Origin of the sequence: Pararhizobium mangrovi (genome assembly GCF_006516965.1) — a bacterium.
Taxonomy (GTDB): Bacteria; Pseudomonadota; Alphaproteobacteria; order Rhizobiales; family Rhizobiaceae; genus Pararhizobium_B; species Pararhizobium_B mangrovi.
The window spans coordinates 1-25,335 of record NZ_VHLH01000015.1 but is presented as its reverse complement, the minus strand read 5'-3'; the positions used below and the strand labels follow the sequence as shown (position 1 = coordinate 25,335).

General features: G+C 66.8%; 20 protein-coding genes and 1 pseudogene. 20 read left to right on the top strand and 1 reads right to left on the bottom strand.

Features of this window, described 5'->3' with window-relative positions:
• The first annotated feature begins 24 nt into the window (after positions 1–24).
• Entirely contained in the window at positions 25–1,950 is a 1,926-nt protein-coding gene (locus tag FJU11_RS09300) for an ATP-binding protein (protein ID WP_141166773.1), read from the top strand.
• A gap of 121 nt (positions 1,951–2,071) precedes the next feature.
• Complete coding sequence (olsB, locus tag FJU11_RS09295) at positions 2,072–2,968, top strand: l-ornithine N(alpha)-acyltransferase (protein WP_141166772.1); 897 nt, start codon at positions 2,072–2,074, stop codon at positions 2,966–2,968.
• Positions 2,969–2,971: 3 nt separating this feature from the next.
• Here olsB and FJU11_RS09290 read toward each other — a convergent pair whose 3' ends face one another.
• Positions 2,972–3,229: a hypothetical protein gene (locus tag FJU11_RS09290; RefSeq protein ID WP_181408119.1), complete on the bottom strand. Its 258-nt coding sequence runs from the start codon at positions 3,227–3,229 to the stop codon at positions 2,972–2,974.
• A gap of 236 nt (positions 3,230–3,465) precedes the next feature.
• On the opposite strand from FJU11_RS09290, the gene mutS reads away from it, so the two are divergent.
• The 18 genes and pseudogenes from mutS to FJU11_RS09200 all read left to right on the top strand — a co-directional run bounded on the left by mutS (position 3,466) and on the right by FJU11_RS09200 (position 25,248).
• Positions 3,466–6,201, top strand: coding sequence for a DNA mismatch repair protein MutS (gene mutS / locus FJU11_RS09285; RefSeq protein ID WP_235890958.1), 2,736 nt, complete (start codon positions 3,466–3,468; stop codon positions 6,199–6,201).
• Between the two features lie 119 nt (positions 6,202–6,320).
• Positions 6,321–9,191, top strand: a complete 2,871-nt coding sequence (locus FJU11_RS09280; protein ID WP_141166770.1) for a [protein-PII] uridylyltransferase — start codon at positions 6,321–6,323, stop codon at positions 9,189–9,191.
• Position 9,192: 1 nt separating this feature from the next.
• A pseudogene (gene murJ, locus FJU11_RS09275) lies at positions 9,193–10,782 on the top strand (murein biosynthesis integral membrane protein MurJ); the annotation flags it as partial.
• A gap of 136 nt (positions 10,783–10,918) precedes the next feature.
• Positions 10,919–11,980: a tryptophan--tRNA ligase gene (trpS, locus tag FJU11_RS09270; protein ID WP_141166768.1), complete on the top strand. Its 1,062-nt coding sequence runs from the start codon at positions 10,919–10,921 to the stop codon at positions 11,978–11,980.
• 88 nt (positions 11,981–12,068) lie between these two features.
• A complete protein-coding gene (locus FJU11_RS09265; RefSeq protein ID WP_141166767.1) occupies positions 12,069–12,560 on the top strand; it encodes a universal stress protein in 492 nt (163 codons plus the stop codon).
• Positions 12,561–12,674: 114 nt separating this feature from the next.
• Positions 12,675–13,238, top strand: a complete 564-nt coding sequence (locus FJU11_RS09260; protein WP_141166766.1) for a NifU family protein — start codon at positions 12,675–12,677, stop codon at positions 13,236–13,238.
• A 68-nt stretch (positions 13,239–13,306) separates the two neighbouring features.
• Positions 13,307–13,984, top strand: a complete 678-nt coding sequence (tsaB, locus tag FJU11_RS09255; protein ID WP_141166765.1) for a tRNA (adenosine(37)-N6)-threonylcarbamoyltransferase complex dimerization subunit type 1 TsaB — start codon at positions 13,307–13,309, stop codon at positions 13,982–13,984.
• The gene (locus FJU11_RS09250) at positions 13,981–14,472 is read left to right on the top strand and encodes a GNAT family N-acetyltransferase (protein WP_141166764.1); all 492 of its coding nucleotides are present in this window, start codon (positions 13,981–13,983) and stop codon (positions 14,470–14,472) included. The genes tsaB and FJU11_RS09250 overlap by 4 nt, the downstream gene beginning before the upstream one ends.
• 32 nt (positions 14,473–14,504) lie before the next feature.
• The gene (olsA, locus tag FJU11_RS09245; RefSeq protein ID WP_141166763.1) at positions 14,505–15,314 is read left to right on the top strand and encodes a lyso-ornithine lipid O-acyltransferase; all 810 of its coding nucleotides are present in this window, start codon (positions 14,505–14,507) and stop codon (positions 15,312–15,314) included.
• Positions 15,315–15,452: 138 nt separating this feature from the next.
• Positions 15,453–16,793 carry a tRNA (N6-isopentenyl adenosine(37)-C2)-methylthiotransferase MiaB gene (gene miaB, locus FJU11_RS09240; protein ID WP_141166839.1) on the top strand — a complete coding sequence of 447 codons (1,341 nt, stop codon included), beginning with the start codon at positions 15,453–15,455 and terminating at the stop codon, positions 16,791–16,793.
• Positions 16,794–16,888: 95 nt separating this feature from the next.
• Complete coding sequence (locus FJU11_RS09235; protein ID WP_407946697.1) at positions 16,889–17,878, top strand: PhoH family protein; 990 nt, start codon at positions 16,889–16,891, stop codon at positions 17,876–17,878.
• Between the two features lie 37 nt (positions 17,879–17,915).
• Positions 17,916–18,413, top strand: coding sequence for an rRNA maturation RNase YbeY (gene ybeY, locus FJU11_RS09230; protein WP_141166838.1), 498 nt, complete (start codon positions 17,916–17,918; stop codon positions 18,411–18,413).
• A gap of 14 nt (positions 18,414–18,427) precedes the next feature.
• Positions 18,428–19,594 carry a hemolysin family protein gene (locus FJU11_RS09225; RefSeq protein ID WP_141166761.1) on the top strand — a complete coding sequence of 389 codons (1,167 nt, stop codon included), beginning with the start codon at positions 18,428–18,430 and terminating at the stop codon, positions 19,592–19,594.
• A 164-nt stretch (positions 19,595–19,758) separates the two neighbouring features.
• Positions 19,759–21,357, top strand: a complete 1,599-nt coding sequence (gene lnt / locus FJU11_RS09220; RefSeq protein ID WP_141166760.1) for an apolipoprotein N-acyltransferase — start codon at positions 19,759–19,761, stop codon at positions 21,355–21,357.
• A gap of 150 nt (positions 21,358–21,507) precedes the next feature.
• Positions 21,508–21,927, top strand: coding sequence for a helix-turn-helix domain-containing protein (locus FJU11_RS09215; RefSeq protein WP_141166759.1), 420 nt, complete (start codon positions 21,508–21,510; stop codon positions 21,925–21,927).
• Positions 21,928–22,109: 182 nt separating this feature from the next.
• A complete protein-coding gene (metK, locus tag FJU11_RS09210; protein ID WP_141166758.1) occupies positions 22,110–23,369 on the top strand; it encodes a methionine adenosyltransferase in 1,260 nt (419 codons plus the stop codon).
• Between the two features lie 221 nt (positions 23,370–23,590).
• Positions 23,591–24,286 carry a tRNA (guanine(46)-N(7))-methyltransferase TrmB gene (trmB, locus tag FJU11_RS09205; RefSeq protein ID WP_141166757.1) on the top strand — a complete coding sequence of 232 codons (696 nt, stop codon included), beginning with the start codon at positions 23,591–23,593 and terminating at the stop codon, positions 24,284–24,286.
• A gap of 53 nt (positions 24,287–24,339) precedes the next feature.
• Positions 24,340–25,248: a CHAD domain-containing protein gene (locus FJU11_RS09200; RefSeq protein WP_181408117.1), complete on the top strand. Its 909-nt coding sequence runs from the start codon at positions 24,340–24,342 to the stop codon at positions 25,246–25,248.
• Positions 25,249–25,335 lie beyond the last annotated feature (87 nt).

Here is a 25,335-nt window from a genome sequence, read left to right as displayed (position 1 = left end):
CCCGCTGTGGGGTAAGAGGGCGGCATGCAACGATCGCGCCGCGAAGCCCCTTCGACCGTCGAGCCCATCCGGCCGGACGCCGACGCGCTCGGCGATCTTCTGGCCGCGTTCGGCGACCTCGTCGTCGTGCGCACCATCGAAGGTGCGATCCGCCATGCCAACGACGCCTTCTGCCGGACGACGGGCTGTGTCGAGCCGCTTGGCCGGATGCTGCTCGACTTCGCAGCCGAAGATCAGGAAGCCGGCGGCAGCGAGGACCGGCTGGTTCTGACGACCCCTGCCGGTCCTCGCGTCTTCGAATGGCGCGAGGCGATGACCCGCGATCGCGCCACGGGCCGCCCGCTCGTCCACGCGATCGGCCGTCCGGTCGCCGCACCGAACGATCTCGGTGACAGTGGTGGCGAAGCGGCACCGGGCGTCGTCCTTGCCAGGTCGCGGTTCATGGCGATGGTCAGCCACGAACTCAGGACGCCGCTCAACGGTATCCTCGGCATGAGCGAGCTTCTCGCGCATACGACGCTGACGCGCGAGCAGGAAAGCTACCTCGACGCCGTACGCCACTCCGGCAATCTGATGATGGCGCTCGTCGGCGACCTCCTCGACTTTTCCGGCATGGAGAACGGCCATTTCGAGCTCGACCCGCAACCGGGCGAGGTGCGTGGCCTTGTCGAGCGCGTCGTCGAACTTTCCGCGGCCGCCGCGCACGAAAAGGGCATCGAGCTTGCCGCCCATGTCGCGCCGGACGTGCCCGCCTCGATCGTCGTCGATCACACGCGGCTTCGCCAGATCGTCTTCAATCTCGTCGGCAACGCGGTAAAGTTCACCGAAGAGGGCGGCGTCCTCGTGGAAGTCGCGGTCGAAGGCGCACGGATGCGCCTTTCGGTGAGCGACACGGGTCCCGGCATCGCCGAAGCCGACCGCCGGCGCATCTTCGCCGAGTTCGAACAGCTCGGCGGGCCGGGCGGGAGGCGCGGCGGCGTCGGTCTCGGGCTTGCGATTTCCGCGCGCCTCGTCGCGGCGATGGACGGCACGCTCGACGTCGTCGACAACGCCGGCGGCGGAAGCCGGTTCATCGTCGATCTGCCCCTTCGACCGGCAGCCGGCACGCAGCCGCCGATCGCGAGGCGCCTGCCGGAAAGCCATGTCCTCATCCTCGCGCCGGCAGGCGCGACCGCGACGGTGCTCGCGCGGCTGATCACCGAGGCCGGAGGCCGCGCGGAAAGGGAGAGTGATCCCGCAGAGGCGCACGGCGCGCTCGCTCGGCTCGGCGGCGGGGCGACGCTGACCGACGTGATCGTCGACAACCGCATGAGCGATGCCGCGCGCGCCCTTTCCGCCGAACTGGATGCGGGGCTCGATCCCGTCTGGACGCTGATGGTGACGCCGAACGAGCGCGACATGCTGCGCGCGGTCGGGCGAACGGACTATTCCGCCTGGCTCATCCGGCCGATCCGCCCGATCTCGCTCGCCCGCGTGCTGGCGCGCGAGACCGGCGGGCATGTGCCCTGGCACGACGAGCCTACCCGAACCCGGGAAGACGGATTTACGATCGAGCGCCCCTCGGGCCGGGCGCTTTCGGTTCTTCTCGCCGAGGACAACCCGGTCAACACGCTTCTCGTGCGCTCGGTCCTCGAGCAGGCCGGGCATGTCGTGACCTGCGTGACGAACGGCGAGGCGCTGGTGGAGACGGTCTTCGACGGCGGCGATTTCGACGTCGTCCTGACCGACCTCGCCATGCCCGTCCTCGACGGGGAAGGGGCGATCCGCGTGATTCGCGAGGTCGAGACGGAAGCGGGCCAGGCCGGCGTGCCGGTCTACGTTCTATCGGCCGACGGACAGGCCGGCGCGCGCCGGCGCGCGCTTGCGGCGGGGGCCGACGGTTACGTGGAAAAGCCGGTCGATCCGCGCGCTTTGTTGCAAACCGTCGCCCAAGCCGCTATCCAAAGGTGAAGGAACGTCGGCCCGGCCGTATTTTCGGCGTGTTCATGCCTGCCGGCGGCGTTCCCGGCCTGTCACGATAATGTCGCGGTGTCATGCATGATGACATCCGGCGAGAGGGGACGGTGACGGTATGGCTGTTGGCCCGCCCAACCGGTATGCGGAACAGGACAGGGTGCGGGACGTATTGCTTCAGACCTGCTCGGAGAAACCGGAAACGGATGCTGAGGCGTCGCGCCCATTGGGACGCATCGGTACGCTCGAAACGCGGCTTGCGACGACGGCAGCCGAAGTGGCCGCCGCGCAGGGCGTGCGCTTCCGCGTCTTTGCCGAAGAGATGGGTGCGACGATGTCGCCGGCCAATACGCGGTTGAAGCGCGACATCGACCCCTATGATTCGGTGTGCGACCATTTGCTCGTCTTCGACACGGCGATCGAAGGCGACCGCGAAGACCAGATCGTCGGCACCTACCGGCTCTTACGCGGTTCGGTCGCGCGAACCGACGGCGGCTTCTATTCGGAATCCGAATTCACCATCACCGATCTGCTCGAACGCCATCCCGGCAAGCATTTCATGGAACTCGGCCGCTCCTGTGTGCTGCCGGGATATCGCACCCGGCGCACGCTCGAACTTCTGTGGCAGGGCAACTGGGCCTATTCGCTGCAGCATGGGATCGACGTCATGTTCGGCTGCGCGTCGTTTGCCGGCACGCGGCCGGAAGACCACGCGCTGGCGCTGTCCTACCTCACCCATTGCCACGCCGCGACACGGGAATGGGCGGTGTCGGCGCTACCCGGCCTCTATCAGCCGATGGACTTGGTGCCGAAGGAGGAAATCGAGCCGCGGCGCGCGCTTTCCGCTCTGCCGCCGCTCGTCAAAGGCTATCTGCGTCTCGGTGCCATGGTCGGCGACGGTGCCTTCGTCGATCACGATTTCCGCACGACGGACGTCATGATCGTCCTGCCGATCGCACGCATCAGCGAGCGCTACATCAATTACTACGGCGCGGACGCCGCACGCTTTTCCTGAACGTCAGAGATCGCGCGCCGCCGCCAGCGGACGGGCGTATGTGATCTTCTTCGCGCCGGCCTTCGCACCGCGAATGCATTGCGGCGGGATGTAGGGCCACGTCGCGTGGCGGCATGCCGGCGTGTCGGCCCGATCGACCACGCTGCGATCCCGGCCGATCGCCGGACCGGTCGCGATCGCCAATGCGACCAGCGCCGCGCAGATGCCGGCGGCGAGCGTGCTCGCGAGAAGGATCAGGGTGGTGCGGTTGCTTGTCATCATGGCAGCGCAATGATTAGCGGTTGGAAATGTTCCTGACATGCGGGAACCGACGCGAAACGAAGGTTAACTGATGCAGGAATGCACCGGTTTTCCGTCGTCGGTGCGAAGAGAACTGTGAGGTCTCTTGCCGCCGTTCCTTCGGCGTGTTGTCGCGGCCACCCGCTCGCCGCTAGAGTGCGGACGCGAAAGAGGCCGGGGCATCGTCCTCGCAAGAACGGCAGGGCCGGATTCCAGACGTGACGGACCAGACCCCATTGTCCGAGGCGACACTCGGCGCGGCGGCGCTCGCGACGGCCGAAAGCCGCGCGGCTGCGACGCCGATGATGGAACAGTATATCGAGATCAAGGCGGCCAATCCCGACCTTCTCCTGTTCTATCGCATGGGCGATTTCTACGAGCTCTTCTTCGACGACGCGGTGCAGGCGGCCCGCGCCCTCGGCATCACGCTGACGAAGCGCGGCCAGCACATGGGGCGCGACATCGCCATGTGCGGCGTTCCAGTGCACGCGGCCGACGATTACCTCGAAAAGCTGATCGCGCTCGGTTTTCGCGTCGCCGTGTGCGAACAGACCGAGGATCCGGCGGAAGCGAGGAAGCGCGGCGGCAAGTCCGTGGTGCGCCGCGACGTCGTGCGGCTCGTGACGCCGGGCACGCTGACGGAAGAAAAGCTGCTTTCGCCGAGCGAACCGAACTATCTGATGGCGCTTGCCCGCGTGCGCGGCGAGAACGGCTACGCGCTCGCCTGGATCGACATTTCGACCGGCGTCTTTCGCATCGTCGAAACCGCCGCCGACCGTCTGCTCGCAGACGTACTGCGCGTCGATCCGCGCGAGATGATCGTTTCGGATACGCTTTTCGCCGATCCCGAACTGCGCGGCGTCTTCGACGTTCTCGGCCGCACCGCCGTGCCGCAACCCGCGCCCTTCTTCGACAGCGCGACCGCCGAACATCGGCTGGCGCGTTTCTTTTCCGTCGCGACGCTGGACGGCTTCGGCCGTTTCTCGCGCGCCGAGATGGCCGCCGCTGCGGCGGCGATCGCCTATGTGGAAAAGACGCAGATCGACGCCCGCCCGCCGATCGCAAGGCCGGAGCGCGATGCGGCGGGGACGAGCCTCTTCATCGATCCGGCGACGCGCGCCAACCTGGAACTCCTGCGCACGCTTTCGGGCGAGCGGCGCGGCAGCCTGCTCACCGCGATCGACCGCACGGTGACGGGCGGCGGCGCGCGGCTTCTCTCCGAACGCCTGATGGCACCGCTGACCGATCCCGCGTCGATCGATATCCGGCTCGATTCGCTCGCCTGGCTGATGCGCGATTCGGCACGTATCGATCGCCTGCAGGATACGCTGAAAACCCTGCCCGACATGCCGCGCGCGCTGTCGCGTCTGGCGCTCGGTCGTGGCGGCCCGCGCGACCTTGCGGCGATCAGTGCGGGCATGGCCGCGGCGGTCCGGCTGACCGGGCATTTCGAAGGCGGCGAACCGCCAGCCGAGCTTACCCGCGCGCTCGACGCGATCCATGCCCTGCCCGCCGAACTCGCCGGGCGGCTTTCCGCGACGCTTGCCGACGAGGTTGCGCTTCTCGCCCGCGACGGCGGCTTCGTACGCGACGGGCACGACGGCGAACTCGACGAGATGCGGGCGCTGCGCGACGAATCGCGCCGTGTCGTCGCCGGGCTGCAGGCGCGATACGCCGAGGAGACCGGCGTTCGCTCGCTGAAGATCCGGCACAACAACGTGCTCGGCTACTTCATCGAGGTGACGAGCGCGAATGCCGGCGCGCTGATGGAAGGCGAGGCGGCGAAGGCGCGCTTCATCCATCGCCAGACGACGGCGAACGCCATGCGCTTCACGACGAACGAGCTCGCCGATCTCGAAACGCGCATCGCCAACGCCGCCGAGCGGGCGCTTTCGATCGAGCTTTCGATCTTCTCCGAGCTGGTCGCAGCCGTGACGGAAGAAGCCGGGGCGATCCATGCGGCCGCGGCGGCACTCGCGGTCGTCGACGTTTCGGCCGGTCTCGCGACGCTTGCCGAAGAGCAGGGCTATTGCCGTCCGACGGTCGACGGCTCGCATGCGCTGGCGATCGTCGCCGGGCGCCATCCGGTGGTCGAACAGGTGCTCAGACGCAACGCCGAAGGTCCGTTCGTCGCCAACGACTGCGATCTTTCCGGCCAGGGTGAGGACGGCGGCGCGCTCTGGCTGCTCACCGGGCCGAACATGGGCGGCAAGTCGACCTTCCTGCGCCAGAACGCGCTGATCGCGATCATGGCGCAGATGGGCTCCTTTGTGCCGGCCGGCTCGGCGCATATCGGTGTCGTCGACCGTTTGTTCTCGCGCGTCGGCGCGTCCGACGATCTCGCACGCGGGCGTTCGACATTCATGGTCGAGATGGTGGAGACGGCGGCGATCCTCAATCAGGCCGGCCCGCGCTCGCTCGTCATCCTCGACGAGATCGGCCGCGGCACCGCCACCTTCGACGGCCTGTCGATCGCCTGGGCGGCGGTCGAGCATCTCCACGAGGTCAATCGCTGCCGGGGCCTCTTTGCAACCCATTTCCACGAGTTGACCGCGCTTTCGGAAAAGCTGCACCGCCTCGTCAACGCGACGATGCGGGTGAAGGAGTGGGACGGGGAGGTAATCTTCCTGCACGAGGTGGCGCCCGGCGTCAGCGACGGTTCCTACGGCATCCAGGTCGCCCGTCTCGCCGGCCTTCCCGATGTCGTCATCGAGCGCGCCCGCGCCGTGCTGGCACAGCTCGAGGAGGGCGAACGGCAAAACCCCGCGCAGGCGCTAGTGGACGATCTTCCGCTCTTCGCCGTCCAGAACCGCGCCGAACGGAAGGCGAAGGCCGAACCGGCGGGCGAGGGCCATCTCGCAAGCCTGCTCGAGACGCTCGATCCCGACGACATGACCCCGCGCCAGGCGCTCGAAGCCGTCTACGCGCTGAAGAAGGCGCAGGCGCGTCCCTGAACGTGAACGATCCGCGCCTGCCGGAGCGGCGTAACCATGCGGTGTCGGTCCGTCTGTCTGTATCTCGGCCGACAAAGCCGCTATAGCGGGCCGATCGCAGTTCGAGACGAATCCGAGGCATGACCGCGCGCACCGTACCCCCCGAAACGAGCGAGACCCGTGTCGTCGACCCGCAGGGCCTCGAAGCGCGTCTCGACGCGCTCGCCGCGAAGGCCGATGGCGACATCGCCGCCGTCCGTTTGGAAGTGCTGGCACTCTTGAAGCATGCCGATGCCGAGGGTCGCAGGCATGCCCGCGAGATCCTCGATACGGACGGAAGCGGCTGGGGCTGCGTGCGGCGCATCGGCGATCTCGAGGACGAACTGATCACGGCGATCTTCCGCTTCGCGTGCCGGCACGTCTTTCCCGTTGGCGCGCCCTCGAATTCCGAACGCATCGCGGTCGCCGCCGTCGGCGGCTACGGCCGGGGCACGCTCGCGCCCGGCTCGGACGTCGATCTTCTCTTCCTGCTGCCCTACAAGACGACGCCGTGGACCGAGAAGGTCTGCGAATGGGTGCTCTACATGCTGTGGGACATGGGCCAGAAGGTCGGCCACGCCACGCGCAGCGTCGATGAATGCATCCGGCAGGCACGGGCCGACATTTCCATCCGCACCGCCGTGCTCGAAGCACGCCTGATCTGCGGCGAGACGAGCCTTTTCACGGAACTGTCCGAACGCTACGAAGCCGAGGTGGTCGACGGCAGCGCGCGCGAGTTCATCGCGGCCAAGCTCGCCGAGCGCGACGCCCGTCATCAAAAGGACGGCGATACGCGATACCTCGTCGAGCCGAACGTGAAGGAGGGCAAGGGGGGCCTGCGCGACCTCAACACGCTCTTCTGGATCGCCAAGTATTTCTACCGCGTCAGGGCCGCCCACGACCTCGTCGGCCTCGGCGTCCTTTCGGGGCGCGAATACAATCTTCTCGTCAAGGCGGAGGACTTTCTGTGGGCGGTGCGCTGCCAGATGCACTTCCTCTCCGGCAAGGCGGAGGAGCGGCTTTCCTTCGATATCCAGCGCGAGATCGCCGAGAGCCTCGGCTATCGCGAGCATCCGGGTCTTTCCGGCGTCGAACGCTTCATGAAGCACTATTTCCTCGTCGCGAAGGACGTCGGCGACCTGACGCGCATCCTGTGCGCCGCGCTCGAGGACCAGCAGGCGAAGGAGGCGCCGGGAAGCATCTCGGCGGTGATCGGCCGGTTCACCCGGCGCGTGCGCAAGATACCCGGAACGCTGGACTTCCTGAACGATCGCGGCCGCATCACCGTCGCTGACGAGACCGTCTTCGAGCGCGATCCCGTCAACCTGATCCGCCTCTTCCACATCGCCGATATCCACGACCTGGAGTTTCACCCCGACGCGCTGAAGCTCGCCACGCGCGCACTCAAGCTGATCGATGGGGACGTGCGCGCGGGCGCCGAGGCGAACCGTCTCTTCATGGCGATCCTCACCTCGCCACGCCAGCCCGCTCTCATGCTCCGGCGCATGAACGAGGCCGGCGTGCTCGGCCGGTTCATTCCCGAGTTCGGCCGGATCGTCGCGATGATGCAGTTCAGCATGTATCATCACTATACGGTCGACGAGCATTTGCTGCGTTCCGTCGAGGTGCTCTCGCGCGTCGAAAAGGGCGAGGAGGACGACGTCCATCCGCTCATCGCCCGCCTCCTGCCGGACATCGCCGAACGCGACGCGCTCTATGTCGCGGTCCTGCTCCACGACGTCGCCAAGGGGCGGCCGGAGGACCATTCCGTCGCCGGCGCGAAGGTCGCGCGCAAGCTTTGCCCCCGTTTGGGCCTTTCGGCGAGCCAGACGGACCTCGTCGCCTGGCTGATCGAGGAGCATCTGACGATGTCCATGGTCGCCCAGACGCGCGACCTCAACGACCGCAAGACGATCGACGACTTCGCCGCGCGCATCCAGTCGCTCGACCGGCTGAAGATGCTGCTGGTGCTGACGTGCTGCGATATCCGCGCGGTCGGGCCGGGCGTGTGGAACGGGTGGAAGGGCCAGCTCCTGCGCACGCTCTATTTCGAGACGGAAGTGGTCCTTTCGGGCGGATTTTCCGCCGTCTCGCGCCGCCAGCGCGCCGAACGCACGCTGGAAGCGCTCGCGGAGGCGCTTTCCGACTGGGACGAGGCCGAACGCGCGGCCTATCTCGACCTGCACTACGAGCCCTACCTGCTTGCCGTTCAGCACGAGGACCAGTTGCGCCACGCCGCCTTCATCCGGGAGAGCGACCGCGAAGGGAAGAAACTCGCGACGATGGTGGAAACGCACGCCTTCCACGCCATCACCGAGATCACGGTGCTGGCGCCCGACCATCCGCGGCTCCTGTCGATCATCGCCGGAGCGTGCGCTGCCACCGGCGCCAACATCGCCGACGCGCAGATCTTTACGACCTCCGACGGCCGCGCCCTCGATACCATCCTCATCAATCGCGAATTCGACGAGGACGAGGACGAGCTGAGGCGCGCCGGCCAGGTCGGGCGGATGATCGAGGACGTGCTTTCCGGCCGCAAGCGCCTGCCCGACGTGATCGCCAGCAAGACGCGCATCCGCAAGCGCGAGCGGCCCTTCACCGTGACGCCCTCGGTGACGCTCTCGAACGCCCTTTCGAACAAGCTGACCGTCATCGAGATCACCTGCCTCGATCGCCCCGGCCTTCTGTCGGAGATCACCGCGGTGCTCTCGGATCTTTCGCTCGACATCGCCTCGGCGCACATCACGACGTTCGGCGAGAAGGTGGTCGACACCTTCTACGTGACCGATCTCGTCGGCCACAAGATCACCAACGAGAACCGCCAGGCGACCATCGCCGCCCAGTTGAAGACGGTCATGGCCGGCAAGAGCGACGCGGCGCGCGAGAAGATGCCTTCGGGCATCATCGCGCCGACGCAGGCGAACGCGCGCGGCGGCAATACGAGAAACCGTCAGAAGACCGGCGGGGCGTGAGGGAAATCCGATGAGCCTCGTGCGAAAGTTCGCCACCGTCGGCTCGGCGACGCTCGGAAGCCGCGCGCTCGGCTTCGTCCGCGAGACGCTGATGGCGGCAGCCCTCGGCGCAGGCCCGATGGCCGACGCCTTCTACGCCGCGTTCCGCTTTCCCAACCTTTTCCGCCGGCTCTTCGCCGAGGGCGCCTTCAACGCTGCCTTCGTGCCGCTCTTCTCCCGCGAGATCGAAAACGGCGGCGAGGAGGGCGCGCGCGACTTCGCCGAAGAAGTCTTCGGTTTTCTCTTCACGGTGCTGATCGCCATCACCATCGTCATGGAACTGGCGATGCCGATCCTCGTGCGCACCATCATCGCGCCGGGCTTCGACGATCCGCAGAAGATCTCGCTGACGGTGCGGCTCGCCATCGTCATGTTTCCCTATCTCGGCTGCATGTCGCTCGCCTCGATGATGGCCGGCATCCTGAATTCCCTGCAGCGCTACTTCGCCGCGGCGATCGCGCCGGTCTTCCTCAACCTCATCCTCATCGCGGTGCTCGGCTTTTCGGTCGGCGCGGACATCGCCTCGCCGGCCACGGCACGCATGATGGCCTGGGGCGTGCTCGTCGCCGGGCTCGTGCAGCTTTCGATCGTCACCTTCGCCGCTCGGCGCGCCGGCATCCATATCGGGTTTCGCCGGCCACGCATGACGCCGCGCGTCAAGCGCCTGCTGTGGCTCGCCCTGCCGGCGGCGATCACCGGCGGCATCACGCAGATCAACCTCGTCATCGGCCAGATGATCGCCTCGGCCAAACCCGGCGCGATCGCCGTCCTGCAATATGCCGACCGGGTCTACCAGCTTCCGCTCGGCGTCGTCGGCATCGCCGTCGGGGTGGTGCTTCTGCCGGAGCTTTCGCGCGCGCTGAAGGGCGGCTACATGCGCGAGGCGGGCACCATCCAGAACCGCTCGCTGGAATTCGCGCTCTTTCTGACGCTACCGGCCGCCGGCGCGCTGCTCGTCATGGCGCCGGAGATCGTGCGCGTGCTCTACGAGCGCGGCGCCTTCGAGCCGCAGACGACGCGCGCCGTCGCCTCCGCGCTGGCGATCTTCGGGCTCGGCCTGCCGGCCTTCGTCATGATCAAGGTCTTCACGCCGGGTTTCTTCGCGCGCGAGGATACGCGCACGCCGATGATCTTCGCCGGCATATCGGTCGCCGTGAACGTCACGCTCGCGCTTACCCTCTTCCCGCGCATTGCCGAATCCGGCATCGCGACGGCCGAAACGGCGGCCGGCTGGACGAACGCCGCGCTGCTCGCGACGACGCTCGTGCGCCGCGGCCACTGGGCCGGCGACCGGCCGTTCATGCGGCGCATTCCCCGCCTGCTCGTCGCCACCTTCGTCATGATGGGCGTGCTCTATCTCGCTACCGGCTATGCGGACCAGTGGCTGAGACCCTCGACCACCGTCGTCGTCCAGATCCCGGCCCTGCTCGGCCTCGTTGCACTCGCCATGGCCGTCTATTTCGGGCTCGCCTTTTCGATCGGCGGCGCGGATGCCGGCATGATCCGGCGCAATCTCGGCCGGGGGCGGGTCCGGGAGGCGGGCGTCGACTAGTTCGCCCGTCCGGCCTGTCGATGTCGAAGCCGCGCGAATTTTGCGAAAGCCGGTTCCCACCGCGCCGATCGCGCTTTATATCGCCGCAGCCTGTTACGAGGAAGCGGACCCTCCACCAGTCCGCGCGGGGAAAACCATGTCCGACATTCAAGAACGCGTCTTTTCCGGCATCCAGCCGACCGGTCATCTGCATCTCGGCAATTATCTGGGCGCGCTCAAGCGCTTCGTGGAGCTGCAGGAAAGCCATGATTGCCTCTATTGCGTGGTCGACCTCCACGCGCTGACGGCACAGCTCGTCCATGACGACCTGAAGGGGCAGACGCGGTCGATCACCGCGGCGTTCCTCGCCTGCGGCATCGACCCGAAGGAACAGATCGTCTTCAACCAGTCGGCCGTCGCCGCGCATGCCGAGCTTGCCTGGGTGTTCAATTGCGTGGCGCGCATCGGCTGGATGAACCGCATGACGCAGTTCAAGGATAAGGCCGGCAAGGACCGCGAGAACGCCTCGCTGGGTCTGCTCGCCTATCCTTCGCTGATGGCCGCCGACATCCTGCTCTACCGCGCGACGCACGTGCCGGTCGGCGAGGACCAGAAGCAGCATCTCGAGCTTGCCCGCAACATCGCCGCCAAGTTCAACGTGGATTTCGCCGAGCGCATCGAAAAGGCCGGCTGCGGCGTGGCGATGACGATGGGCGAGGAGCGGACCACCGGCTATTTTCCGATGACCGAGCCGCTGATCGAGGGCGAGGCGACGCGCGTCATGAGCCTGCGCGACGGGACGAAGAAAATGTCGAAGTCGGACGCTTCCGACAATGCGCGCATCAACATGACGGACGATGCCGAGACGATCGCCCGGAAGATCCGCAAGGCCAAGACCGATCCCGAGCCGCTGCCTTCCGATGTAGACGGGCTCGCCGAGCGGGCGGAAGCCAACAATCTCGTCGGTATCTACGCAGCGCTTTCGGACACCACGCGCCAGGGCGTGCTTCGCGATTATGGCGGCCGGCCGTTCTCGGAGTTCAAGCCGGCTCTCGCCGAGCTTGCCGTCGACCGGCTCTCGCCGATCAATGCGGAAATGCGCCGCCTTCTCGCCGATCCGGCCGAGATCGACGCGGTGCTGAAGGACGGTGCCGAGCGAGCGGGCGAACTCGCGGAGAAGACGATGCGCGACGTGAAGGACATCGTCGGCTTCATCTGAGGCGCGAGAATTCCATATCTTGACGTGCCTCTCGCAAGCCGGATTATCCGTCTTCACCGTCGTTCAACGCAAATGGCAGGTCTTTTCGATGGTTTCACAGCGCCAGTCCCGCCAGGAGGGGCACCGCCGCAAGTTCCTCGTCATCATCGACGGGACGCCCGAAAACGGCCGCGCGATCCGCTATGCGGCGATGCGCGCGAAGAATTCGAACGGCGGCCTCGTCTTCCTCTACGTCATCCCCGAAGGCGAGTTCCAGCATTGGCTCGGCGTCGAGGAGATCATGCAGGCCGAGGCGATGGAAGAGGCCGAGGCGACGCTCGCCAAGGAGGCGCAGGCCGTGCGCGAATCGATCGGCGTCGACCCTGAGACCGTCGTGCGGGTGGGCAACACGGCCGAGCAGATCCACGCGCTCATCGACGAGGATCGCGACATCGCCATTCTGGCGCTCGCCGCGGGAAACGCCAAGGAGGGACCGGGTCCGCTCGTCTCCTCGATCGCCGGGCGCGGCATGGGGTTCGCGGTGCCCGTCACCGTCATTCCGGCCGGCCTCGAAGACGCCGAGATCGACGCGCTGTGCTGACGGCTGCTGCCGGCGCGCCTTGATTGCGCTCGCCCGCAGGCTTACGTTCGTGGTCGAAGAATTCCAATTTGCAGGGCCGGCGGCATTCGCCGTCACGGCCGCACGGAGCGATCGATGTTCATTCAGACCGAGACGACGCCGAACCCGGCGACGCTGAAATTCCTGCCCGGCCAGGTCGTCTTCGAGCGCGGAACGGCCGATTTCCGCGACGCCGACGAAGCGGCCGTCTCGCCCCTCGCCACCCGCCTCTTCGAGGTACCGGGCGTCACCGGCGTGTTCTACGGCTACGACTTCATCACCGTCAGCAAGGACGGCCCGGAGTGGCAGCACCTGAAGCCGGCCATTCTCGGCACCATCATGGAGCATTTCATGTCCGGTGCGCCGATCATGGCGGACGATGCCCATGACGATGCGACGGAAGCCGAGGGGGAGTTCTACGACGAGACGGACGAGACCGTCGTCGCGACGATCAAGGAACTGCTCGAGACCCGCGTGCGCCCCGCCGTCGCGCAGGACGGCGGCGACATCACCTTCAAGGGCTATCGCGACGGCCGGGTCTATCTCAACATGAAGGGTGCGTGTTCGGGTTGCCCGTCCTCGACCGCCACGCTCCAGCACGGCATCCAGAACCTCTTGCATCACTTCGTGCCGGAAGTCCGCGAAGTCCAGCCGGTGTGAACCATAGGGCGCGGTAATCGCCCGGCCGCGCTGGACTCCGGCGCAACCGGCGTTTATGCGCCTGACGCATGCTTACGCTCGCCCTCGATACCGCATCCGGCGCCTGTCAGGCCTGCGTCTTCGATGGTACCGGCGGTACCCTCGAAGGGCTCCGCCGCGAGGAGATCGGCCGCGGCCATGCCGAGCGGCTGATGCCCGTCATCGATGCCGCGCTCGCCGAAGCCGGGGTTTCGCTGGATTCGATCGGCCGGGTCGCCGTGACGATCGGCCCGGGTTCGTTCACCGGCATCCGCGTCGGGGTCGCGACGGCACGCGGCCTGGCGCTCGCGCTTGGCTGCGAGGGTGTCGGCGTGAGTTGCCTCGAGGCGATCGCCGCGGACCATGCGAAGAACGCGCCGCTGATGGCCGTCCTCGATGCGCGTCGCGGCGAGGTCTATTGCCAGCTCTTCGGCGCCGGCGATACCTGGGCGAGCCGACCGGCCGCGCGCGCGCCGGGCAACGCCGCCCGTCTCGCGCTCGAGGCGAACGCGACCCTGACCGGTCCGGCCGCAGGGCTCGTCGCCGAAGCCGGTGCCGAGGCTTTAGCGCTTATCCCCATGCCCGAAGGTCCGTCGATCGCGACGATCGCCCGGCTCGCCGCGGCGATGACACCGCCCTTCGAACGGCCCGCGCCGCTTTATCTGCGCGGGGCCGACGCCAAGCCGCAGACGGGGTTCGCCCTTGCCCGCGCGGGGGCCGCGACATGATCACGCGCTTCTTTTCCGCTCGCCAGATCGAGTTCGAGATCTTCCCGATGTCCGGGCAGGACGAAAGCGAGGCGGCAGCGATCCATTTCGCGCGCTTTCGCCGGTCCTGGGACGAGGACGAGATCCATTCGCTCCTCGTCCAGAAACCGGTTTTCGGCTTCGTCGCGCGCCGTTCGGACGGCATGCGCCCGCTGGTCGGTTTCGTGCTGGCACGCGCGATGGCGGGAGAATCGGAGATCCTGACGATCGCCGTGCACGAGCGATATCCCCGCCTCGGTCTCGGCTGGCGGCTGATGCGTGCAGCGATGGGCGAGGCGCGCAATCGCGGCAGCGAGACGATGTTTCTCGAGGTCGACGCGTCGAACGCTTCGGCGATCGCGCTTTACCGGACGCTCGCGTTCCGGCAGGTCGGCGAAAGGGCCGCCTATTACGATCACGGCTCGGGTCGCCGTTCGGCGGCACTCGTCATGCGCTGCGACCGACTCTAGGGCGCTTCGAACCAGTGAGAGGCGCGCCCTGAATGGCGAACAGGCTTGCAAACGCGCTGATCTGGATACGGATCGGCCTCGTCGTCCTCGTGCTCGCGACGACGACGCTCGTGCTGTTGCCGATCCAGCTCGTCGCCATCCGCTTCGAACTGCCGGTGCGCCGGCGCCTGCCGCGCTGGTGGCACCGTGTGGCGCGCCGGGCGATCGGCGTGCGCGTGCATCTCCACGGGCTGCCGGCAAAGGGGCGCCCGCTGCTGCTTGCCTCGAACCATGTTTCCTGGCTCGACATCACGGTGCTCGGTTCCGTGGCGGACGTCGCCTACATCGCCAAGTCGGAAGTGCGCAACTGGCCGATCTTCGGCCTCTTCGCCCGCCTCCAGCGCTCCGTCTTCATCGAGCGGTCGGACAAGCGCGGGACCGGCCGGCAGATCAGCGACGTCGCGCAGCGGCTGAAGGCGGGAGAGATCGTCGTCCTCTTCGCCGAGGGCACGACCTCGGACGGCAACGCCGTCCTCGACTTCAAGTCCTCGCTCTTCGGTGCCGCGTCGGCCACCCTGCCGTTTGCCGAAGAAGGCGTCGTCCTCGTCCAGCCCGTCGCGATCGCCTATACGCGCGTCCATGGCATGGCGATGGGGCGCTATCACCGCACGCTCGCCGCCTGGCCGGGCGATGTCGAGATGATCCCCTCGCTCCTCGGCGTCCTGAGAGAAGGGGCGATCGACGTCGACGTCTCGTTCGGCGCCCCCGTGCGCTTCACCGAGGAAAGCCGCCGCAAGACGGTGGCACGGGAGGCCGAAACCGCCGTGCGCCGGATGATGGCGGCGCGGCTTCGCGGTCGGTAGGTCGAAAACGCGGCCATACGGGCACGAATCCGGCTTGAATGGGCATTTCCTCGCGTCGCGATTGACGTTAAAAGACGGGCCATGACTTTCGACCTCCTCACGCGTCCCCACGCCGAAACGCAAACCGCCGATGCCGAAATGGCGCCGCGCAAGGTCTTCGTGAAGACCTATGGCTGCCAGATGAACGTCTACGATTCCGAGCGGATGACGGATTCGCTGGCGCGTGAGGGCTATACGCCGACGGATCGGCCGGACGATGCGGATCTGGTGCTCATCAACACCTGCCACATCCGCGAGCGGGCCGCGGAAAAGGTCTATTCCGAACTCGGCCGGCTGCGCGACATGAAGGCCGAGCGCGCCGCCGAAGGCCGGACGATGGCGATCGGCGTGGCGGGCTGCGTCGCACAGGCCGAAGGCGAGGAAATCGTGCGCCGCGCACCGGCCGTCGACTTCGTCATCGGTCCGCAGACCTATCACCGGCTGCCGCAGGCGCTGAAGCGCGTTTCCGCCGGCGAGCGCGTGGTGGAGACGGAGTACGCCGTCGAGGACAAGTTCGCCCATCTTCCGGCACCCGCCAAGGATGCGCCCAAACGCGGCGTGTCCGCGTTCCTCACCGTTCAGGAGGGTTGCGACAAGTTCTGCACCTTCTGCGTGGTGCCCTATACGCGCGGCTCGGAGGTCTCGCGGCCTGTCGGCCAGATCGTCGCCGAAGCCGAGCGCCTCGTCGAACGCGGCGTGCGCGAGATCACGCTTCTCGGCCAGAACGTCAACGCCTGGCACGGAAAGGGCGCGGACGGGCGCGAATGGGGCCTCGGCGAACTCTGCCATCGGCTGGCCAATATCGACGGCCTCGAGCGCATCCGCTACACGACCTCGCATCCGCGCGACATGGACGACAGCCTGATCGCCGCGCATCGTGATCTGCCCGAACTCATGCCCTATCTGCATCTGCCGGTGCAGTCGGGATCCGACCGTATCCTGAAGGCGATGAACCGGCATCATACGGCACGGGAATATCTGGATCTGATCGAGCGCATCCGTACCGCGCGACCCGATATCGCCATGTCGGGCGATTTCATCGTCGGCTTTCCCGGCGAGAGCGAGGCGGATTTCGAAGCAACGCTCGGAATGGTCGACGCCGTCGGCTACGCTTCGGCCTTCTCGTTCAAGTATTCGACGCGGCCCGGCACGCCCGGCGCGGAACTCGCCGATCAGGTGCCCGAGGCGGTGAAGAGCGAACGCCTCCAGCGCCTTCAGACGAAGCTTGCCGAACATCAGCGCCGGTTCGCCGAAGGCTGCGTCGGCAAGCGGATCGATCTCCTGCTCGAAAAGCCGGGCCGGCACGAAGGCCAGATCGTCGGCCGATCGCCCTGGCTGCAGCCGGTCGTCGTCGAAGCGAGGTCTTCACGGATCGGTGACACGATCCCGGTCGAAATCGTACGGGCCGTGTCGAACAGTCTTTTCGCAGAAGCGTTGTGACGCAGGATCTGGAAGAGGAGCCGGAACGCTTGAACGCACACGATCGGGATACGGGGTCGAACAAGGCGCCCTCGGGCGCTTCCGGAACCACCAGCATCGTGCTGACATTCGAGGACAACCGGCTCGCCAGCGAACTTTTCGGACAGTTCGACCAGCACCTTGCCCTGATCGAGCAGAAGTTCGGCGTCGATGCGCGCGCGCGCGGCAACACGGTGTCGATCCGCGGCGGCGAGGGCGCGACCTCGCAGGCGCGGCGCGCCCTCGACTATCTCTACGAACGGCTCCAGGCGGGCGCCAGTATCGAGCCCTCGGACGTCGAAGGCGCGATCCGGGTCGTCCAGGCGGCCGACGACCAGTTGACGCTGCCGACGCTCGAACGCAGAAGCAAGCTTTCGCTGGCCCAGATCGCCACCCGCAAGAAGACGATCGCCGCACGTTCGCAGATGCAGGACGCCTATATCCGCGCGATGGACCGTTCCTCGCTCGTCTTCGGCGTCGGCCCGGCCGGCACCGGCAAGACCTATCTCGCGGTCGCCCACGCCGCACAGCGGCTGGAACGCGGCGAGGTGGAGCGCATCGTCCTTTCGCGCCCGGCGGTCGAAGCCGGCGAACGGCTCGGCTTCCTGCCCGGCGACATGAAGGAGAAGATCGACCCCTATCTGCGCCCGCTCTACGACGCGCTCTACGACATGATCCCGGGCGACAAGGTCGAGCGCGCGCTGACGGCCGGCGTCATCGAGATCGCCCCGCTCGCCTTCATGCGCGGGCGCACGCTTTCCAATGCGGTGGTGATCCTCGACGAGGCGCAGAACACGACCTCGATCCAGATGAAGATGTTCCTGACGCGGCTCGGCGAGAACGCCAGCATGGTGGTAACCGGCGACCCGAGCCAGGTCGACCTGCCGCGCGGCATGCGTTCCGGCCTGATCGAGGCGCTCAAGGTGCTGCACGGCGTGGAAGGCGTGACGACCTGCCGGTTCCGCGAGGGCGACGTCGTGCGCCATCCGCTCGTCGCGCGCATCGTCGCCGCCTACGAAGCCGGCGAGACGCCGGACGGAGACCGTGGCGACACCGAACCGTCCTGAGACGCCACCGGCGAGCGAGCCGGGCCGGGCGGCCGATATCGCGATCGACATCGCGCGCGAAGCGGACGGGTGGGCCGACGAGAACGAACTCGAGGCGTTCGCCGGACACGTCGTCGCCGTCACCGCGCGGCATCTCGCGACCTGCGAGCGCCAGCCCTTTCCCAATCCGGCACCGGAGCTTTCGATCCTCTTTGCCGACGATGCGCGCGTGCGATCGCTGAATGCCGAGTGGCGCGGCAAGGATACGGCGACGAACGTGCTTTCCTTTCCCGCCTTCGAGATCGCGCCCGGAACGATGCCGGGTCCGATGCTGGGCGACCTGGTTCTGGCGCGCGAGACGATCGAGCGCGAGGCCGAGGAGATGGCCCGCCCGTTGAAGGCGCATATCAGCCATCTTCTCGTCCATGGTTTCCTGCATCTTCTCGGTTACGACCACGTCGACGAGAGGGAAGCGGAAGAAATGGAAGCGCTGGAGACTCGCATTCTCGCGGCACTCGACCTACCTGACCCCTATCGCGACAGCGACCCCGCATGACTGCCTGAAGGATGATGACCGACCAATCGACGTCACCGGAACGACCGGATTCCGCACCGCCTCGCGAAAGCAGCGAAACCGACGGCGAGGACGAAAGTCGCGCCGAAGCGCAGGAGCGGCTCAAGGAGCGCGCCCATCCGTCCTTCATCGGCCGGCTTCTCAAGGGGCTGAGACCGAACGCCCATGGCAGCCTGCGCGAGGATCTGGCCGACGCGCTGCGCACCGACGAGAACCTGAACGCCGCCTTCTCGCCCGAAGAGCGCGCGATGCTGCACAACATCCTGCGCCTGCGGGAGGTGCGCGTCGAAGACGTCATGGTGCCGCGCGCCGACGTCGATGCTGCCGACGAGACGACGTCGATCGGCGACCTGATGGTGTTTTTCGAGGAGACCGGTCGCTCGCGCATGCCGGTCTATCGCGAGAACCTCGACGATCCGCGCGGCATGGTCCACATCCGCGACACGCTCTCCTTCGTCACGCGGCAGGCGCGCTCCGGCGCGGCCGCCGATGCCGGCGGGGCCGAAGCGGCAGGCGACGGGGCGAGCGCGAAGGAAGAGCACGTCCATCCGGCAGGCGCGCGTACCAACGGCAATGGCGGGCGGCGCAAGACGGGGCCCTTCGATTTTTCCCGCGTGCCTTTCGACGCCTCGATCCACGAGGCGGGGATCGTGCGCGACGTGCTTTTCGTGCCGCCTTCCATGCTGGCTGCCGACCTCATGGAGCGCATGCAGGCCAATCGCACGCAGATGGCGCTCGTCATCGACGAATATGGCGGAACGGACGGTCTCGTCTCGCTCGAGGACATCGTCGAGATGGTGGTCGGCGACATCGAGGACGAGCACGACCAGGAACCGACCTACATCACCCGAACCTCCGACGACGTCTTCCTCGCCGATGCGCGGGTCGACCTCGCCGAACTCGCGGAGATCGTCGGTGACGATTTCGACATCAGCGAACCCTACGCCGAAGTCGATACGCTCGGCGGTCTCCTCTTTTCCGAGCTCGGCCGGGTGCCTGCGCGCGGCGAGGTGGTCCAGGCCATTCCCGGCTTCGAGTTCCACGTGCTCGACGCAGACCCGCGCCGCGTCAAGCGCGTGCGCATCGTCCGCGGCCGCCTGCTCGCACGCCGTCGGCCGGCGTCCAGAAGAGAAGGCGGCGAGCCCAATTCCGACAAGGCGTGAGAAGCCGGCTTTCGCTTGCCCGCGATGCTCGACCGGCCGGATTTCGTGCGATGACAGCCGACACGGCGTTTCTTTTTTGAAAGGATGCGGCGAGTGATTCGTCGGCTACTGCCGGCAGGCGAAGGCGCGTCCGCGATCGGGCGTCGGGGATAAAAGGGGCGACGATGGAGGGACTGGCCGGGCGGATCATGCTGCTTTCCGGCTTCGGCCGCATCCTCGCCGCCATGCTCGCCGGCGCCTTTGCGGTCTTCGCGCTCGCCCCCTTCGACTTTCCGGCCGCCCCCTTCGTCTCCTTCGCCGTGCTCGTCTGGCTGATCGACGGGGCGAGCGGGCGGGACGGCGCGGGGCCGATCGGCCGCCTAGTGCCGTCCTTCTGGATCGGCTGGTGGTTCGGCTTCGGTTATTTCCTCGCCGGGCTGTGGTGGGTCGGATCGGCCCTTCTGGTGGAGGCCGACCAGTTCGCCTGGGCGCTGCCGATCGCCGTGCTCGGCCTGCCGGCGCTGCTCGCCTTCTTCTACGCCTTCGCGACGCTTCTCGCCCGGTGCTTCTGGTCCGACGGGCTGGGACGGGTTGCGGCCCTCGCCTTCGCCTTCGGCCTTGCCGAATGGCTGCGCACCTTCGTGCTTACCGGTTTCCCCTGGAACGCGATCGGCTATGCCGCGATGCCCGTGCCGACGATGATGCAGTCGGCGCATCTCGTCGGACTGCTTACGTTGAATGCGCTCGCCGTCTTCGTCTATGCGGTACCGGCCTCGATCGCGACGCGACGTGGCGCCGTGCCGGCCCTGGCGCTCGCAGGCATCCTCGTCGTCGCCCATATCGGCTACGGCGCGTGGGTGCTCGCCGATGCACCCGCGGTCGAGCGAAGCGGACCACGGTCCCGTCCGGTCTTTCGGATCGTCCAGCCCTCGGTGAACCAGGCCGCGCGCATGACGAACGACGAGAGCCGGCGCATCTTCGAGACCTATCTCAGGCTTTCGGCACTACCGCCCGAAAAGGGCCGGCCGCGCCCCGACTACATCGTCTGGCCGGAAACGGCGCTTCCCTTCCTGCTCTCGCGTGCGCCCGGCGCGCTCGATCGGATCGGCGACATGCTGAAGGACGGCCAGACGCTGATCACCGGCGCCGTGCGCGAGGCGGGGCCGGACGCCTACGGCCAGCCGCGCTATGCCAACACGATCGACGTGATCGACGACACGGGCAAGCTCGTCGCCCATGCCGACAAGGTGCATCTGGTGCCCTTCGGGGAATACATGCCGTTCGAGCACACGCTGGAACGCCTCGGCGTGTCGCCCGTGGCGATGCCGGGCGGCTTTACCGCCGGAAAACACCGCACGACACTCAGGCTTTCCGACACGCTCGTGGCGCTGCCGCTCGTTTGCTACGAGATCATCTTTCCCGGTCCCATCCGTGCGACGGGTCCCGCGCCCGATTTCCTGCTCAACGTGACGAACGACGCCTGGTACGGCGATACGACCGGCCCTCCGCAGCATCTGCGCCAGGCGCGGCTGCGCGCCGTCGAAACCGGACTGCCATTGGTGCGCGCCGGCAACAACGGCATCTCCGTCGTCACCGACGGCTACGGTCGTGTCGTCGCCGGCATGCGGCTCGATGCGACCGGTATTCTGGATGCGACCCTTCCGGCTCCCGAACCCGGACCGATGTCCTTTCCCGGACGGCGCCTGATCTTCTATTTCGTGCTAGCGATACTTCTCATTACCGCCATATTTCTACGTAAAGACATGCGCACGCTACGCGATTGACATTGAAACCCCTAAAATTGCATAGTCTACCTGTTCTCCATACGGAGGTTTCAATCCGGTTCGGGTAAATGCCTACGCTGGCGCGGCATTCCTCTCGCTTCCGGCCTGCTGCGCCGCCAGCCGGGCCCTTGCGCCCCAAGGATGTCATTGATGAGCGATAACAAGAAAAAGCCCAACCCGATCGACATTCACGTAGGTAGCCGCATACGCCTCCGACGCACCATGCTCGGAATGAGCCAGGAAAAGCTCGGCGACCAGCTCGGCATCACGTTTCAGCAAATCCAGAAATACGAGAAGGGGACGAACCGGGTCGGGGCCAGTCGCCTTCAGAACATTTCCGGCATCCTCGATGTGCCCGTCGCCTTCTTCTTCGAGAACGCGCCCGGCGATTCAGGCGAGAGCCGACCCGGCCTCGCGGAGGCTTCGGGTTCCACCTACGTCGTCGATTTCCTTTCTTCCGCCGAGGGCCTGCAGCTCAACCGCGCCTTCGTGAACATCAAGGATGCCGCCGTGCGCCGGCGCATCGTCGAGCTCGTCAAGACGCTGGCGCGCGAGCCGCAGCCGGAGTGATCACCGTCCATCGGGACGAGCAAGCAAAGAGCGGCCTCCGAGCCGCTTTTTTTATGTCCGGAAACCGGCGGGTATCGCGCAAGGCGTCATATCAAGATATATTTATGTCGTTGTACGGTTGTCTTCGCGGGTGGGTTTCAGTATGACCGCCTGCGAACTTTCCATCTCAGAGAGGGTCGTCGATGGCACGTCATCACTACTATTTCACGAGTGAGTCCGTTTCCGAGGGACACCCGGACAAGGTTTGCGATCGTATCTCCGACGAGGTCGTGGATCTCGTCTACAAGGAAGCGCGCAAGACCGGAGTCGATCCGTGGTCCGTGCGCGTCGCCTGCGAGGTCCTGGCGACGACGAACCGCGTGCTGATCGCCGGCGAGGTGCGCCTTCCCGAGACGCTGATGAAGACGAACAAGCAGGGCGAGAAGGTCATCAACCCCACCCGCTTCCGTTCGCTCGCCCGTCGCGCCATCCGCGACATCGGCTACGAGCAGGACGGCTTCCACTGGAAGACGGCGAAGATCGACGTGCTGCTCCACTCCCAGTCCGCCGACATCGCGCAGGGCGTCGACTCCAAGAACAAGCAGGCGAACGCCGAGGACGAGGGCGCCGGCGATCAGGGCATCATGTTCGGCTACGCCTGCAGGGAGACGCCGGAATACATGCCGGCGCCGATCTACTATTCGCACAAGATCCTCGAACTGCTCGCCAGCGCGCGCAAGAAGGGCGAGGGCGAGATCGCCAAGCTCGGGCCGGACGCCAAGAGCCAGGTGACGGTGCATTACGTCGACGGCAAGCCTTCGGAGGTCACGCAGATCGTGCTCTCCACGCAGCATGTCGACGAGAGCTGGAACCCGGAAAAGGTGCGTCAGGTCGTCGAGCCCTATATCCGCGAGGCGCTTTCCGACATCCCGATCGCCGAGGGCTGCACTTGGTACGTCAACCCGACCGGCAAGTTCGTCATCGGCGGCCCGGACGGCGACGCCGGGCTCACCGGCCGCAAGATCATCGTCGACACCTATGGCGGTTCGGCGCCCCACGGCGGCGGCGCCTTTTCCGGCAAGGACACCACCAAGGTCGACCGTTCGGCCGCCTATGCCGCGCGCTACCTCGCCAAGAACGTGGTCGCCGCCGATCTCGCCGAGCGCTGCACGATCCAGCTCTCCTACGCGATCGGCGTCGCGCAGCCGCTGTCGATCTATGTCGACCTGCACGGCACCGGCAAGGTTTCCGAGGAGGAGGTCGAGCACGCCATCCGCGCGACGATGGACCTTTCGCCCTCCGGCATCCGACGGCATCTCGACCTCAACCGGCCGATCTACGCCAAGACGGCGGCCTATGGCCATTTCGGCCGCAAGGCCGGACGCGACGGCTCCTTCGCCTGGGAGAAGATCGATCTGGTCAAGGCTCTCAAGCAGGAAGTGAAGAAGAAGGAAGCCGCATAGGCGGCTTGCCTTTATCGACGGATACCGACCGGGCCGCGATCCGCACAGGGTCGCGGCCCGTTCCTTTTCGTGCATACGTCTTCGTGCATACGCCGGGCGAACGGAGGACGAGGCGAAGGGGCCGGCCACCGCCCGGCCGCTCCGCTTTACTTCGAAAACCGCTTTATTGCGCGTCGGAGCGCTTCCGTATGAACCCAAAAAGCTCTAGAAGCGCGACCGCCATGAGTCAGTCCGAGACCAGATCGCGCGCCTTCTTCGGGCGCCGCCGCGGCAAGGCGCTGCGCGACGCGCAGGCCGAGCGGCTGGCGAGCCAACTCCCGCAGCTTCGCCTCGACCCCGGTTCGCCGCTGCCGGAAGACGGCGTCGCCGGACTTTTCGACATGCCGGTCGACGGCACGGTCCTCGAAATCGGGTTCGGCGGCGGCGAGCATCTGCTGCATCGCATCAACGAGGCGCCGCGAACGGGCTTTATCGGCGTCGAGCCCTTCGTCAATTCGATGACGAAGTTCCTCGGCGGCATCGAACCAGCCGACGAGAAGCGCGTACGCCTCTACGACGACGACGCGGTGCATATCCTCGACTGGCTGCCCGATGCGTGCCTCGAACGCATCGACCTTCTCTACCCCGATCCCTGGCCGAAGCGGAAGCACTGGAAGCGGCGCTTCGTTTCACCCGACAATCTCGACCGTTTCGCCCGTCTGCTCGTGCCCGGCGGGCGGTTCCGTTTCGCCTCCGACATCGACAGCTACGTCAACTGGACGCTCGCCATGGTGCGGGCTCACGCAGCCTTCGATTGGCCGGCGCGCCATCCCGATGCCTGGAACGAGCCTTTCGCGGGATGGCCTGGAACCCGCTACGAGGCGAAAGCCTTTCGCGAGGGGCGACGCCCGGCCTATCTGGAATTCATCCGCCGCTGACGACGTTCGCCCGGTCCGCGGGCGCCGACGGGTTTTGCCGAAAAGGGGTGCCGATGGCCTATCGCATCGATCCGAGTGCCGCGCTCGACGGCGAAGTCCGGCGTATCGCGCGCCGACAGCTCGAATATGCGGTCGAAGCGCTCGCCAGCCAGACGGAAGACGAGAACGAGGCGATCCACACCGCGCGCAAGCGCATCAAGAAGGTGCGCGGGCTCTACCGCCTCGTGCGCAAGGCCGCCCCGAAAGCCTATGGCCGTGAGAACGCGCGGCTGCGCGAGGCGGCGCGCGACCTTTCGCGAATACGCGACGCCGCCGCGCTGGTGGAAAGCGTCGACGATCTGCGGGCGCATCTTTCCCTCGAGAACGCGCCGGGAGAACTGGCGAGCGTGCGGGAAAATCTCGCACGCCGGCGCGACGCGCTCGCAACCGGTGCGCGCGAACGCCGGGACCGCATGGACCGCGCGCTCAAGGCCTGCCGGGCAGCCATCGATTCGCTCGACGACTTCACCTTCGGCGCACGGGGACGGCACCCCGCGCGGATCGTCTCGCGCGGTTTCAAACGGACGGTGATGCGGGCCCGTTCGGCCCTCGATGCGGCCGAGACCCGCGGCTCGGGCGACGATTTCCACGACCTTCGGAAACGGGCCAAGTATCACTGGATGCATGTGCGCCTTCTCGAGGACGCATGGCCGGCGGCCATGCACCTGCGCCGCCGCGAGGCCAAGGCGCTCGCCGACGATGCCGGCGACGAGCACAATCTGACGGTCCTGACCGAACTGATGGCCGAAGAGCCGGAGACGATCGGCGGAAGCGGTGAGCGCGAGCTTCTGCACCGGCTGGTCGGCGACCACCAGGCGGAACTGCGCGCGATCGTCCTTCGACGCGCGCACCGCCTGTTCCGCGAGCCGGCCAAGCGCGATGCGGCGCGCCTCGAAACGATGTGGCGCCACGAGGGCGACTAGATGTGAGCTTTCATTAGGTTGTCCATCCGGTCCGGACCGGGGATGCTGAGGTTGTGAGACTTCAGAGTCCAGGGAGGGACCGGATGA

Coding starts and splice junctions, on each gene's coding strand:
- FJU11_RS09260 (WP_141166766.1), top strand. CDS start 12,675: ATGTTCATTCAGACCGAGACGACGCCGAACCCGGCGACGCTGAAATTC.
- olsA (WP_141166763.1), top strand. CDS start 14,505: ATGGCGAACAGGCTTGCAAACGCGCTGATCTGGATACGGATCGGCCTC.
- metK (WP_141166758.1), top strand. CDS start 22,110: ATGGCACGTCATCACTACTATTTCACGAGTGAGTCCGTTTCCGAGGGA.
- FJU11_RS09300 (WP_141166773.1), top strand. CDS start 25: ATGCAACGATCGCGCCGCGAAGCCCCTTCGACCGTCGAGCCCATCCGG.
- olsB (WP_141166772.1), top strand. CDS start 2,072: ATGGCTGTTGGCCCGCCCAACCGGTATGCGGAACAGGACAGGGTGCGG.
- trpS (WP_141166768.1), top strand. CDS start 10,919: ATGTCCGACATTCAAGAACGCGTCTTTTCCGGCATCCAGCCGACCGGT.
- FJU11_RS09250 (WP_141166764.1), top strand. CDS start 13,981: ATGATCACGCGCTTCTTTTCCGCTCGCCAGATCGAGTTCGAGATCTTC.
- FJU11_RS09225 (WP_141166761.1), top strand. CDS start 18,428: ATGACCGACCAATCGACGTCACCGGAACGACCGGATTCCGCACCGCCT.
- trmB (WP_141166757.1), top strand. CDS start 23,591: ATGAGTCAGTCCGAGACCAGATCGCGCGCCTTCTTCGGGCGCCGCCGC.
- FJU11_RS09265 (WP_141166767.1), top strand. CDS start 12,069: ATGGTTTCACAGCGCCAGTCCCGCCAGGAGGGGCACCGCCGCAAGTTC.
- FJU11_RS09280 (WP_141166770.1), top strand. CDS start 6,321: ATGACCGCGCGCACCGTACCCCCCGAAACGAGCGAGACCCGTGTCGTC.
- FJU11_RS09215 (WP_141166759.1), top strand. CDS start 21,508: ATGAGCGATAACAAGAAAAAGCCCAACCCGATCGACATTCACGTAGGT.
- lnt (WP_141166760.1), top strand. CDS start 19,759: ATGGAGGGACTGGCCGGGCGGATCATGCTGCTTTCCGGCTTCGGCCGC.
- tsaB (WP_141166765.1), top strand. CDS start 13,307: ATGCTTACGCTCGCCCTCGATACCGCATCCGGCGCCTGTCAGGCCTGC.
- FJU11_RS09290 (WP_181408119.1), bottom strand. CDS start 3,229: ATGATGACAAGCAACCGCACCACCCTGATCCTTCTCGCGAGCACGCTC.
- miaB (WP_141166839.1), top strand. CDS start 15,453: ATGGCGCCGCGCAAGGTCTTCGTGAAGACCTATGGCTGCCAGATGAAC.
- FJU11_RS09200 (WP_181408117.1), top strand. CDS start 24,340: ATGGCCTATCGCATCGATCCGAGTGCCGCGCTCGACGGCGAAGTCCGG.